The sequence below is a fragment of the Chryseobacterium limigenitum genome (assembly GCF_900114875.1).
Classification (GTDB): Bacteria; Bacteroidota; Bacteroidia; order Flavobacteriales; family Weeksellaceae; genus Chryseobacterium; species Chryseobacterium limigenitum.
Window position 1 is genome coordinate 65167 of record NZ_FPKW01000010.1, and the last position, 14618, is coordinate 79784.

General features: G+C 33.7%; 8 protein-coding genes. All 8 read right to left on the reverse strand.

What is annotated here, in order from left to right:
• Positions 1–5: 5 nt before the first annotated feature.
• Positions 6–3341 (reverse strand): RHS repeat domain-containing protein, encoded by a 3336-nt coding sequence (locus BT156_RS13250; protein ID WP_139255479.1) that lies wholly within the window; start codon positions 3339–3341, stop codon positions 6–8.
• A gap of 6 nt (positions 3342–3347) precedes the next feature.
• Positions 3348–4928 carry a T9SS type A sorting domain-containing protein gene (locus BT156_RS13255; RefSeq protein ID WP_072410678.1) on the reverse strand — a complete coding sequence of 527 codons (1581 nt, stop codon included), beginning with the start codon at positions 4926–4928 and terminating at the stop codon, positions 3348–3350.
• A 1383-nt stretch (positions 4929–6311) separates the two neighbouring features.
• Positions 6312–7406, reverse strand: coding sequence for an HpaII family restriction endonuclease (locus BT156_RS13260; protein ID WP_072410763.1), 1095 nt, complete (start codon positions 7404–7406; stop codon positions 6312–6314).
• A complete protein-coding gene (locus BT156_RS13265) occupies positions 7390–8070 on the reverse strand; it encodes a hypothetical protein (protein ID WP_072410680.1) in 681 nt (226 codons plus the stop codon). Before BT156_RS13265 ends, BT156_RS13260 begins: the two co-directional genes overlap by 17 nt.
• A complete protein-coding gene (gene vsr, locus BT156_RS13270) occupies positions 8071–9747 on the reverse strand; it encodes a DNA mismatch endonuclease Vsr (protein ID WP_083582349.1) in 1677 nt (558 codons plus the stop codon).
• An 886-nt stretch (positions 9748–10633) separates the two neighbouring features.
• Entirely contained in the window at positions 10634–10933 is a 300-nt protein-coding gene (locus tag BT156_RS13280; RefSeq protein WP_072410682.1) for a DUF4238 domain-containing protein, read from the reverse strand.
• 102 nt (positions 10934–11035) lie between these two features.
• Complete coding sequence (locus BT156_RS13285) at positions 11036–12505, reverse strand: T9SS type A sorting domain-containing protein (protein ID WP_072410684.1); 1470 nt, start codon at positions 12503–12505, stop codon at positions 11036–11038.
• A 712-nt stretch (positions 12506–13217) separates the two neighbouring features.
• Complete coding sequence (locus BT156_RS13295; RefSeq protein WP_072410687.1) at positions 13218–14543, reverse strand: site-specific integrase; 1326 nt, start codon at positions 14541–14543, stop codon at positions 13218–13220.
• Between the last annotated feature and the right edge of the window lie 75 nt (positions 14544–14618).

The following is a 14618-nucleotide window of genomic DNA, read 5'->3' on the forward strand; positions in this document are numbered from 1 at the left end:
TGTGATTATTGTTTGTACTTATAGTGAGTCTTTTTAGCCGTTTTCGGGAGATAGGTTCCGGTAGTATTTTTTCCTCTGGTATTTCCCTCCTTAAGTCTTCCAAGCGAATCATACGCAAATGTTTCCCTGACTCCTAATGATGAGGTTATACTCGTTACACCGATTAATGGATCGTAGGTGTAGGTTGTTATTTCCTTTCCTACAAGTGCCGGTTCATTTCTGAAACTATTTAAGGCACTAAGTAATAAACTTTCAGTGCTTGGGTCTGAAGCATCGTTATTGGAAGCCGTGATTATGGATGAAGTTGTAGATAAAGCGGTAATCTGATCGTAGGTCATTCCTTCAACTTTTGCGATCGGCTCTGTTTTATCATATCCCCAGATAATGGTTACAGGAATGCCATCTTTGGTCGTGTACTGAACAATATTTCCCCTCTCATCGTATCTGTCGTAGGCTACGTCTGTTGATGAGGTATTGTTTAAATTATCATAGGATTTTTCAGATAATGGTAATACCAATCCTCCGGCTTGGGCTGTTGGCAGTGAAGTTGGGTACATCGTTTCGTCTCTTCCTACTGTTTTAGTAATGCTACCAACGGTTTGCGTTTCTGTTGTTTCCAAGGGAATACCCACCATATTTTTATCGATCATGAGCTGGTTGCCTTTTTCGTGGGCATAGGCATATGTTGTCTCATTAACCACAGGCGTTATTTCTGTCGTAGTGGATTTCTTTTTTGTCAATTGATAATGAGCCGGATTATTATAAAAATATTCTGTTTCGCTCACCACAGGGGTACCGTTCAAATAATCCGTTGTTATTTGCGATTGTAGATACTGCCAGTAGGAAATTGTTTTGTACTCATCGACATCAACATTGTCTATAAAGGGAGTATTAATGACAAAACCTACTGTTTTACCGTAACAGGCATGATCGGGATTGCCTATATCATATTGGGTGCAATTATAGGGCGTTGTAGACGGGCAGTAGAAAAGATCATTTTTTCTGTGTGTAAAGTTTTTGAATTCAAAGATATTGGCATCATTTTTCACATAGTTGTTTTCCTTACTTTGAATAATTCCCAAACTTCCGTTTGAATTTTTGCGCAATATTTGCGATGAGAGTTCCAGCCCGTTATTCCAGCCATAATTAGTATATGGAGTCGTTAAAATCGTATTACTTCCCCAAAGATGTGCCCCTCCGGAATCCCTGTTGATAATAAACTCCTTGGTTTCTCCTCCTCCTTCAAAGTTATCACCACCATAACTGGTAGTAACGTATCTGTAAAAGGTAGAGGTACTTTTATCGGTATCAAATAGGGGAAGAAGACTATTGGAAGCCAGTGTTATGAAGTTTCTGCTAAGTAAAACACAGATCATACCACTTCCTTCGCAAACCTCGGATGAATGAAAGGTGTTAATAAAATAGGGTTCGACTCCCTTATCTCCTGAAGAGTGGTTAATGTCATCCATTGCCCCGTAGTAATATCTTTTATAATTGGGAACTGCTGAAACATTATCATAATCCTTGGTAGATTTGATCCTTACCCCTCCTGTATCAAGGTTCGTATCAAAAACCTGTGGGGCTGTTGGATAGTATTTTGCATACAGGTCAACAAAAGTACATCTTGAAGCCGATAACTTCAGGGTAGCTGTTGTCCCGGCTGCTATGCTAAAGGAAATAACACTATTTTGGTTAGGGATAAATTGATATGAAGATCCATAACTGTAGGGTATTCCATTGGAGATACTGGTAAAGGTTCCTCCACCTACCAAATCAATTCTGCCTACCGGATTATGGGTTTGCTGTTGTTCTGTGCAGTTGCCGTTAAAAAGACTTGTTCCTGATATTTCAATACTTTGATTAACAGGCGAGGTAATGGTGTACTGCTGTGTTACAATTCCGGCTACCGAATTATTGGCAGCGGTCATATTCATGGTGGTATATTCCGGATTGATCGTCTTTGTACCCCAATAGGTATTCCCCTCATATTCCAGCTCCGTATAGCCCTTGGTAGGGTAGGTAATCTTTTTTAGTAGTCCGATCTTTGAGAAATTCGGATCCGGATTCTGATTGGCTCCCGCATAGTTATACGTGTTAAGGCTGTAGTCCTTAACAAGCGGAACCAATGTAGAATTTGTTTTCCCGTTATAATACCCCCAATAATCCCTCTTGTAGGATAATCTTTCAGGAAACTCTGACGGGGTTTCATATTCAAATGCATAGGATTTTTGAGGATCTTTGAATGTAATTCCTGTTAAAAAGTTTCGTTTACTGGCAGTAGCAGAATAATTAAACGTTGCACTTTCAATGGAATTTCCATTTTTATCGGTCATTACGATACCTTGGATTGTATTTTCTGCCCCATAATCAATGGTACTGCTGGGATTATTGGCTAAATAGGTAAAGTTGATACTACCGTTTACAGGATTATTACTGCTTATGGTTTTTATCTTTTTCCCATGTATATTCATCAAATTTTCGGCAACCACCCCCATTGCACCACTCCCCAAAACTGTGGAACCCACACAGGTACTATAAGCCATACTTATAGTATAACTCTGTGATTGTGAGGCGGTATAATCTAAGTACATATTCTCATAAGTAAAATAGACCTCATCTCCTTTAGGGTGCACAATCTTAGTCAGATACCAAGCCGTTATTCCAATATTAGGCAGTTGGTGCCCGATGCCCAATGTTTTTGAATCGGTAATTTCTGTCTCCGTAAAATGATATTTTTCTCCGTCAGGTGTAGTAATAATAAATCCGTCAGTAGATTTTTCAATCTTTAATGCCTGTTGCTCAACTAAATGGATTTGATTATTCCTGTCATAAAAAAACTTTCCTGATATACCGTTGAAATTAAAAGAATATATATCCGCTTCTGAATCTATTCCGGCACTTAGATTACCAACATTATAAATAAAATCTTTAAAAGCCGGAGTATTATTAGTTGAAAATGCGTTAGCTGGGATTTGAAGTTTTTGAGAAGTATCATCGGGTTTGTCCCTTACTGTCCTTGAAATTACGCCTCCAAAATTTAAATTCCAGCCTAGTCCTGTATTACCGGATACCTCATCTATCTTGATACCATTAGAAGTATAGAACATACCGATAGGCAGTTTAATATTTTCAGTTTTATAAGTCAATAAAGGAACAGAAATATTGGAAGATCCTGTAAAAAGTCCTACAGGAACATTTCCATAATTCCCCAAAGCATAGGCAGTGGGAGAAGGAGGTATAATATTGGCTATATTCGTATTACCGTTTGAGGGCTGTTGTTGGGCATACAGATTTCCCATACTGACAAGTAGTGTTGCCAGTGAAATAATTGTTTTCTTCATTTGTATTTATTTTTTTATGAGTTTAGCGCTTGCCGTTTTATTCGTATCAGTTTTTACAGTCACCAAATAAGCTCCCTGAATGAGTGATTGGGTATTGATCTTGGTTACCTTGTTCCTGGTTTTCAAGCTTTGCAATTGTCGTCCACTCATGTCGTAAACTAAAATTTCAGCTTCAAACGCTCCCTCCCTTAAACCTGTAAACCCTATTTCTACATACGCATAATCTGATACTGGATTCGGATAAATCTTGATGTCCTGTTTTACTATTAATTGGTCGATTTGCTTATCGCCTAGTTTTATGATCTTCCAATTTTCAGAGCCAAGCGTTTCGGCACTGGTTCCTGCTAAAATGATACTCCCATCCCTGTTTAACTTGATGTCTGAAAGTCTTTCTTCTTTCTTATGTGATTGACCTTGCACGTATTTGCGCCATTTCTCATGTCCGTTTTCGTCAACATACAATATCCAAAATTTTTCATCATCGGTCTGAATTCTTCCCTCAGCTTGAGTATATCCCCCAATCAAAATTCCTGTAGAGGTTTTATCATCGGCAGAATGTAAAACACTCATTCCCATTAAAACGTCGCGATTTCCAAAATTGTAGGATTTTTGCCATTCCTCGTTACCTTTTTCGTCTAAAGCAACAAACCAAAGGTCTGTACCTGCTTCAATACCAACGGTTTTATTTCCGGAAATTTTACTTCTTGACTCACCACCTATAACGTAGCCCGATGAGGTTAACGCCAGTGTTCGCAAATGATCGTCACCTGTTCCGCCGTAGTTTTTCTCCCATTCAACCCTGCAATTTCTATCCAATTTTATGATATAGTAATCTCCCTCTCCAAAATTTTCAGTCTTTTTTGAACCTCCAGAACCGCTACGAGAGTATATCCCTAGCAAGGCGCCACCGTCTTTCGTTGGTATCATTTTTTCAACCTCATCAATAGATCTTCCTCCTAAAATAACCTGAGATAATTCCTTGCCGTCTTTATCCAGTTTTACAATTAAGGCATCTTTAGTGCCGTAACCCTTGGCAGAGTTTTGTACGCTCCCTGCAACAAGGAATCCCAGATCGGTTGTCTGAATGACAGATCTTGCTTCCTCGTCTGCATTGGTTCCAATTGTTTTCTGCCAGATTTCGTCTCCAAAAGAATTAACTTTGATGAGCCATATGTCTGAACCTCCCTTAGAATCGTCCTTTTTATCTAAAGATTTTCCGCTGTAAGTGGTTCCTGCCAGAATGAAATTTCCTTCCTCTGTGGCTACTGTTGCAGATAAAAAATCATGATTCTGTGCAGAGAAATATTTTTCCCATATTTTCTCACCTTGTTGATTCAATTTGACCAAATGATAATCATAACCCATGTTTTGTGTTCCGGTCGCTGAGCCTGTCGAAGCAGTGGTTCCTGAGCTTGTCGAAGGATGGATAGAACTACCTGAGATGAGGTACTGCCCGTCAATGGTTGTAGTCACCTGAGAAAGAAAATCCTGCGTATTGGATTTTATGTTCTTCTCCCAGAGGACTTCCTGGGCAGATAAATTGAATAATGCACACATGAGGAGTGCGCCCGAATAGTTTTTTTTCATAAGCATGTTTTTTTTTGCTTCGTGAATTTATTAATATATTTTGGTTCACAATATGGGGTTATCCCCATTTTTTATTATAAGTTTCTATTAATCTGTAATTTACTTTTTAATTTATTTCTGTAGCAAAGATGTACCTGCAAGGCGACAAACCATGTCGTATTATATATAGATGCATTTTTATTTGATTTGGTTGGAAATTTAAAAATAAAAGAGCGTGGAACTCATTCTATTGTAAGAGAGGTACTGGTATACCCAAGAAACAAATAGAGAAAAGCCCACGCAGGAGGTGAGCATCACTATTCTTGTTTCTTTTGAAATTACCAGTTTCCTCTTACAAGAAAAAGCAAATGCTTTTATATTTTTTCGTTAAAATCTTAATTGCGAAGATATAAATATTTTTTCAACTACCTGTGAGGAAAGCAGTAAAAACAAAACGGCGTTATTATTGTTGCGACTTCTCACACGCATACAGGCTCTAAAAACTCAGTGAAAGCATTTATTAGAGTGAAAGTCATTGGGAAATGGATAAAACACTGAAATGAGCGAGACATGAATGTTTGAAACGATAAATATTTATTCTGTTTCTTACGCGTATTGAGATAGTGGAATACTCAGCAAAAACGTTTCTAATTTGTTATTCCTATGCGCGTGTTAGATAGGGATAAATTCGGTTGAGGTATTGAGTTTAGGGTATTTTATGGATTTTTAAATAAATTATCGCAGAACGAGACGAACTGCGATAATAGAAAAAAATGATAATATTAAGTTAGTTAAAATATAAAACATTTCAAAATTAAAAAATATTTTTAAATCCTTTTTTAAAGACATTATCGTCATTAATGTCTACAGTAATATGGGTTAATGTTGTTTTAATTGTAGTTAATGTTGCAATAATGGCAGTTAATCCCGTTTTAATGGTAGAAAAATAGTAATAAATGGTAGTTTTTTAGCAATTATTTTAAATATGATTTTAACCGTTTTCTTTTTATTCATGAGGGTTCGTGAGCTTTTTTGGTTTGAATATCAAAAATAACGCCCCTGTGAAGAAATCAAGACTGTTTTCAACCTCATCATGAAAACTCATACCGTTTAGGTACTGTTTTTTATAGGTAAGAAAATTCGGCTATTTTGAGTTTTACCGAACATTTCCGAATATCTACAGAAATTTTTTAGCTTTTTACCTGAGTATGTTTTGTGGTTCAGTTTGCGGGTCTGTTGAACCACAATCCGTTATTTTTCTACGCGTATATGGACTCTAAAAACACGGCTCAATCATTTAAACTTTTACTTTTCGATATTGGACGAAAAATCTAATTTTTTCTCTTATGACATTTCAAAAATCTTCATAGTTTAGAAAATGAAATCTACAAATGCATTAATATTTTACGATTTAAATCGTATTTGTAAGTTTAAATTAAAATAAAGCTGACCGTTTTTCTCATAAACTTCACCAAAATGATGTTTGGAGCTACTAGCCGTTTCAAATTTTGTATTGGAAAGCAGATAATTTTCAAACTCATTTTTATTGTAAATATGATAACACACAATATCACCTGTCGTTTTTACTATCAAATAGCCTCCTGTAGCGTCATACTGCCCGGTCCAAACTTTAGATGCCATCATTCCCAATGCGGAATCGGTCAAAAAACGTTTTATTTTGTAGCTATAAAATAAATGTTTATCTGTTGTGTCGAAGTTTAAAGGATTCTGTTCTTCCGCTCTTTTTACCAGATCTTCAGTATTCGATTGGTTTGAAGAGGTAAACTGCAATAAAACAGACGCTAAAATTTGAGGCAGTAAACTGTCGATCAATATAAGATTATTGCTGAATATTTGCTTTTGTGTTTTCACAAATTCTAATTTTCCGTTACGTTCATAAATAGCTTTAGTCCGTCCCTTTATATCTCTCATTAATTTTGTCCCTCTCTTTACGTAAAGAGAATTTACATATTCTGCATCTGCTTCCGAAAAGGAATCACCGACTATTTTGTAAACAAAGTTTGTTGCCTCGCTTGCATTGAGTAAGGTTGAGGGGCTTCCTAATTGCGATTTAATGCTGAAACCCAATGAAGGCTGAAGTCCTGTTCTCTGGTCGTGAATTACAATGGTAATATCTGTTTTAGCTGAAGAACTTGCTTTTAAAGAAAGACAATTTATGCTTTTCATGAAGTCTTCAATTTCAGGTAAGGCAAAAGTTCCCTGATTGGTTTTGATTTCTGATAAGAGATATTGGGCTTTTATTTTAAACTCGGTTATCGGAATGCGAAAAATCACTTCGTTCCCTGAAATAACAACAATATTGTCTTCTATCGAATATTCAAAGTTCCCGTTTATTTCCGTGCGCAGTATTTTCAAAATCGGATAAACAATATTTTGAATTTTATTTATTTCGTTGTCACCCGGATGTAGTTCTCTGTCCCCCAAAAGTTTGAACAAAGCATAAATTTCACTCCACTCTCCTTTATTTCCTGTTATCATGTTCAAGTTCCGATATTAGTTTTTTTATATGTCCTTTGTCAAATAAACCGAAGTCACCATGCTTTTTTAAATTTGACAAACTTTCTTCCAATATTATTTGCGGAACATTCGAATAGTTATGTCTGTCATTTTTCTTTAATTTGAACTCTTTTCCTCTTTCTGTTCCAAGATGAAGCGATAAAAAATATTCTTTGTTTTTGAAACTGATTTTTAAATCTAATCCGCTAATGTAATCTGTCTTCAAAGAATAGCAAACGTTATCAAACGATTTATCTTCGGATAGAAGTAAATAGAAGTGCAAGTCTCTTATCAGGGAAGGATATGTTCTCAATAATCTTGCCTCGATTCCTTTTTTTGAAAACTTTTTGTTTTGAAATATAATATCGTCGCCTTCAAATTTGAAATCGTTTATTTCATAATATAGCTCCGTAAATTGTTTTTCGGAAGGAATTTTCAGTTTTGAAAAAACAAAATAATAAAAAGAAGTTATGAAAGCGGGGAGTTTTGCATTTTCAATCTCTTTAATTTTTTCTAAATTTTCTCCCGAATATTTGAGATTCAATAAATAGTTCTCTAGATCTGTACTTGTTAAATCCAATTTGCGTTCAACACTTACTGTGCCGTTTTTCAATAAAATATCCGTTATTTTTTTTGGAAATATCATTTAGCCCAGAATTTTTTTGATAATTTCTTTTGCTGTGGCTTGAATAGCAGGGACAGCTACAGAATTACCAAATTGTTTATAAGCAGAAGCATCGGCAACAGGAATTATATAATTTTCGGGGAAACCTTGTAATCTTGCCCATTCTCTCGGTGTCATTTTGCGTATCCCCTGTCTGTTGACTTCTCCTTTTATTTTTGTGGTGGGAGTAAAATCCCTAATTCGATCATCATAGACCAAATTTCTCTCTCTTCCCATTCCCCCGCAAACTACGGCATTCGCTATCTCATCGTCTGCAACTATGTTGTATCCGAATCCGTTTCCTTTGCTTTCGTGTCTTGCTTTATGGTTTTCCAGAGTTTGCAGATATTGTGTAGATAAATAATATTTTGTCGGAACAACATTTTCTTCTTTGACATCTGCAAAAGTTATTTTTTCGTCTGATGGTTCAGGATAAGAAAAATCGGTTATTCCCGTATTCGGATGAAAACCAACGATAAAAATTCTTTCACGGTTTTGGGGAACTCCAAAGTTCTTTGCGTTGATAATTTCAGGTTCCGGTACAAAGTACCCCAAATCTTCTCTTAATACGTTTAAAATTGTCGACAATGTTTTTCCTTTATCGTGATTTCTCAAGCCTTTTACATTTTCGAGGAATATGGCTTTCGGTTGTTTCTTTTTAATAATTTCGGCAACTTCAAAAAATAATGTTCCCCGTGTGTCTTCAAATCCCCCTCGTTTCCCGGCAATTGAAAACGCTTGGCATGGAAAACCCGCACAAAGGACATCAAATCCGTCAGGAATATATGATTTCGTAGAGTCTTTTGTAATGTCTCCAAAAGGAGTTTCTCCAAAATTAGCTTTATACGTTTTTTTTGCATATTTGTCCCATTCGCTTGTAAAAACACATTTCCCGCCTAAATTTTGCAATGCCAAGCGAAATCCTCCTATACCGGCAAACAGATCGATAAATTTAAATTTTGGATTTTTGTCAGGGGGGAAAGCAATATGGGAATTATTAAAAACTCCATTTCGTAAAGCCTCTTCGACAACTTTTAAAGAAATATTTTCATCGGGATATTTTTGCTCTAAAATTTCTTTGGCAAATGCAATTGCATTGTCTTTGTAAAATTGAGAAACTCCATTTTTATTGTTGTGTAAGTAGTGGGTTAAAACTGCCTCATGATTGTTATCCGGTTCAACCAACTTTATTTTGAACTGTTTGTCTCCAAAGTTTTCCAAAGAAATTTTTTCTTTTAAATCCATTTTTAAATCCTTAATAGTACTTTTAATCTGCGATACGCAAGATAATAAATTTTTCTCGATGTCTTTACTCCAAAATCGTAGAATATACCAACCTTGTTTTGATAATTCTTGATTGACTTCTTTATCTCTTTGGATATTTCTTTCTATTTTTTTGCTCCAAAATTCCTTATTCGTTTTATGATCGTGCTTTCTTTGTTCCCAATCTTTTCCATGCCAAAATTCTCCGTCGACGAAAATGGCAAGCTTTATTTTTTTGAAAGTTAAATCGGGTTTTCCAAAAACGGCTTTGTTATTTTTTCTATAACGATAACCTCCGGCAAATAAAATTTTCGCCAATAAAAGTTCAGGTTTTGTTCCTGACGATTTGTTGGCTTGCATATTTTTCCTTCTTTGCTCTTTGGTTAATTTATCCACATTACAAATTTAAAAAATTCAAAATAAAAAATTCAAACAATTTAATATTGTGCATACTCTGTAATTGTTGTTTTTTAATTTTCAATTATACCGTTTTCAAAATCCGCTCAATAATATTAAGCTGTTCGGGGGGGGGGTGCTTAATAGTTTCTTGGCTTAACAATATTCCGTTGATTTGCATATTATTAATAAGGATAAGAAAACGTAACCCAGTAATTTTGTTTTTTTTTAATTCACGCGTTATGACAGAGGGGAAACCTTTATCAATAAAAATTCGAATAACCGTTTTGGACTATTATTGTCTTTAATTTAGTCGTATGATCAGGAGTATTTATGAGCTATTTTTTTACGGGTAAGAAAACTCTATTACTTTGAAATGTACTTAAAGTCTCTCCCGAAGTTTTTATAATTGAAAATTTCTGTGTGTCGGTTTGCGTTCCGCTTTGTGTGTCTTCGTGAACCACAATTCGTTATTTTATCTTGTCTAAATGGACTCTAAAAACTCGGCTCATTCATTTATACTTTTGTTTTTCGATATTGGACGAAAAATCTAAACTTTTCTTTATTCTGACATCCCAAAAATCTTGCTGAGGCTTATAATCGTATCAAAATCTTTAACCGTACACACCTGCAAACGCTTTTTATAGACTCCGAAAATTAAAAACAAACCTCCTGCAAAATACAGGAGGCTAAAAAATCAGTTTATGAAAATCAATATTGAGTGCTTTTCAAGTTGCTAATATAATAAAAAAAGCAATTTTTCATAATTCAAATCTTTATCAATTTTCTATGATTTATCATTTGGGTTAATTCAGTGGGTTTTTGGGTTATTCCAATTTAAGGTTTTATAAGGTTTTCAATTTCAAGTTTTTTCAAGTTTTCAAAATTAAGTTTTGTTAAGTGTTAATAAGATATGAAGTTCCTCTTGATTACCTTTATTCAAATCTTGCTTTGAGATAATTTCTTTCAGGCATGAATCAAATTGCTCCTCGATTTTAGAAAGAAAATTTTCTATTATTTCATCCTCTCCATAAAAGAAATTTTTAGAACATTGGTGTTTAAGTGGTACATCTTGTTTGAAAAAATCATTCTTTAGGTTGTAAATACCAATTTGTTTTAGATTTTGGTTAAAAGAGAAATATCTAAGATAAAACTTAGGAACATAGTGTTGGTTTTTTTTAGCCATATTTTAAAAATATTCACTCATAATTGGAATTAGACCAAACCAAATATTAACAGAAATTACTACTTTTGAGTCGTACTGAAATGGGGGAGCCTACAAACTTAATTATTCCTTTACAAATTTTTTTGTAATATATGTATCACCTACTTTAATTTTTATAAGGTAAAAACCTTTTGAAAGTGTTGAAATATTTAATTTATTATTATCAAAACTTAATGAATTTATAAGTTTTCCACTACTATCGTAAACTTTCACATCTTCCACTCTCTTATCAGTTTCAATATTTAATATATCTTTTACAGGATTTGGATAAACAGAAATATTAATTTTATTATTAGGAATATTATCTGTATTTAAATTAGTAGTATTAATGTTATATTTTATCAGCTGTATTTTATTCTCATTATAATTACAAACTAATAAGTATAAAGCATTATTATATACTTTGATATTTTTGAAAGCAAAATTTGCACTATATCCATCTGAAAATATATTACTTCCATTTATTGTTTGTGTTGCACCTTGTGGAGAATAAGAGATTAGTTTATTTTCAAATAGTAAAAAATAATTGCTATTGTAATCTGCAGCAGTTATTATTGATTTAGATTGAATAGATGCTGTATTAGTACTTGGTATGCTTACAAATCCATTAGAATGGAAGTTTGTATTTACAGTTCCATTACTATTAAATACAAAAAAATTGCTATATTCTTCCAACTGATCATTTGTTCTTACAACTGATGTTACTACATAAAGTGAACCATCAGGTTTTAGATAAAAATCAGAAACATCATTAAAATAATTAACATTATCTACTAAATTAGCAATTTCATTTAAATTTATTTTGCCATTTGTACCAAAAGATGAATCTAAATTACCACTATAATTAAATTTAGCTAATTTAGCATTAATACCTGTAGTTTCATTTTCATAACCTAAAAAATACAGAGCGTTATTAGATGAAATTATTCTGTTACCAGACCAAGGAAAATTAAAAACTTTGTACCCATTATCTCCGTATGAATTATCTAAATTTCCATTAGATGAATATTTATATAAACCACTTGTAGAAACACTTCCTAAAACGTCATCTCCAACAGAGAAAAATCCACCATCATTATTTACAACAATGGGATTAGATAAAGAATTTACAGTTGAAGTTCCGGTTGAAGCAAAAGAGGTGTCTAATTGTCCGTTTAAATTATACTTTTTCACATATTTATTAGTAGAATAATAATTTACTAAAAAATGATTATTATCTTGTGGCAAAATATCAACTGCCTCAAAATCATCTAAATGAATTTTACCATTTGTTCCAAATGATGAATCTAAAGCTCCATAACTTTGTATTTTAATCATAAAATTATCCATTGTTGGTGAAGCATCACCTAAACAATGTAAAATAAAGCTCCCATCAGCGTTTTGAAAAAAATATCCATAGTTATATTGTGCATTGGTATTGTAATTGGTAAATTCAAAAATACCATTATTACCAAAACTGGTATCTTTAGTAAGTGTTATTTGTCCATTAAAAAATGTGGAGAAAAAAATAAGAGGAAAAAATTTATATTTCATATTGTGAATTTTTCTATTAAAATTAATAAATTATGTGTTTTATATGTGCAAAGGTAGTTGAATTTTCTATAAATAAGTCCTGTGCTTCCTTTCCTGAGTCTGTAGATTCTATCAATTAGGTTTTCAATGTAAGGTTTTGGCAGGCTTTCAATACTAACTTTCACTAACATTTTTAGGAGTTTCTGACAAAAAAGTCCAAAAGTATTTTATATTGTTTTACTCAAAAATGAGTAAAAGTATCACAACATAAGCAATCGTGAAGCAATGCTTCCTTTTGCTTCTATTATGTGTAAAACTTGCAGATGATTTTTAATAATGCAATTTTAAATCATATTTGAAAAACTTATATTTAATCAGTGTTTTGTTTGTGGAATCTGCACCTATTATTGAAAAATAAGAAAATATATTCTTTGTCGGTTCGTCTCTTTGTTTTTGATGCTCAAATTTGAGTAGCAAACATTTTACGTCATTTTTAAGGTTTTGGTACTTTTGGTCATTTTTGACCGAAAGTATGCATCTTATGTTTTTGCTCGTCATTTTTGACGTTCAAACATTCTCTGAGATTTTGCAAAAGAAAAACACCTGCTATTCAATAACCCAATAAACCCAGTGGGTTATTTGGGTTTTGCTTAGGCTTTTATATGGTTTTCAAGGTCAGGTTTTGTCAGGTTCTCAAAAGTTCAGATATTCGATTTTGAAAAGTCGGATTAAATCAATTTGCATTTTTAATCTGTGAATCGAACTTATTTTCCTTACTATCCAATTGTTCCCAGTAAGAATACATCTGCTCAGAAAGTGTACTGTTATCGATCCCGATATAGCCCAAAAATTCAGTCTCGGTTTTATGTCCCGTCACACTCATTATAATAGCCGTAGGGATTTTAGAATAGTACATCGTGGCAAAGGTTCTTCTGCATAAATGAGACGAGGCAAGATCGTGCATTGGGTAATTTCCGAAAACATAATACTTTTTAACCTCATTGTAGACTCTTCCATATTCAATGCGATCTATCCCTGCAAGTTTGCATATTTTCTTTAAATTATCATTGAATATCGTTTTTGAACTTTCAATATTATCAGAATACTGTGCGGGGAAACTCCCGTTTCTTTTATTCAGTATCTTTTTTACTTCTGCATGAATGGGAACCAAAACAGGAGTCTTTGTTTTCTTCTGACTCAAATTAATAAACTCTTTACCATTGATTGTAATAATTTTGTCGGGGGTCATTCTAAAAAGGTCGGACGCTCTCTGTCCGGTATAACACCCGATAATCAGCCAATCCCGTGTTTGTTCAAGTCTTTCATTAACAATTAATAATTCCTGTATTTTTTCCAGTTCCTCTACTTTCAGGTAAGGGGTTGGAGTTTCTGTTGAGAATCCTTTTATCTCGTTTAACTGCTCACTGATCTCGATACCGTCAATCTTTGCATCCTTAAAAATGGTCTTGGTATATTTTAAATATTTTCCGACCGTATTATCATTGAGATTCTGCCCGCGTAAAAAAGTAACAAACCTGTTTCCGACGGCAATATTATAATCTGAAACTTTCAATCTCTTTTTTTCTGTTTTGAGGAAATCATAAAATTTAGTTATAATCGTCAAATGATTTTCCTTAGTTCCTTCCGTGATAGATTTTCCTCTGTATTTTCTAAAGGGCAGGATATTGACTTTATAATGCTCCAGATAATTGTCTATAAAACTCAACTGATCTGCTTTTCTACCACCGGAATAAAAAGCCTCAATAATTTCATCCAGCCAGTCACCATTAATGATCTCGGTTTCGGTTCTTTTGCTGTACTGCTCCAAGATAAATGTTTCCAACTTATTTAAAATACTTACCAATTCGTTTTGCTTGTGGTGGGATTCTTTGCTTAATGCAGTTCTTTGGATCGCGGAACCTTTTTTGGCGTTCCAATCTTCCGGATTTACCGTCTCTCTGGTTTTTCGCTTATACACTTTACCTGCTCCAATAGAAAGACGGGAATATATCGTAGAATTTTGTTTCTTTGACTGAATAATAAATTTTATGGTAGCCATTTATTTGTCTTTAAAGTTTGAACAAGGCAAATTTAATCATTTAGTCAATTTCTAGGTAATAATATGCTTTTTTAT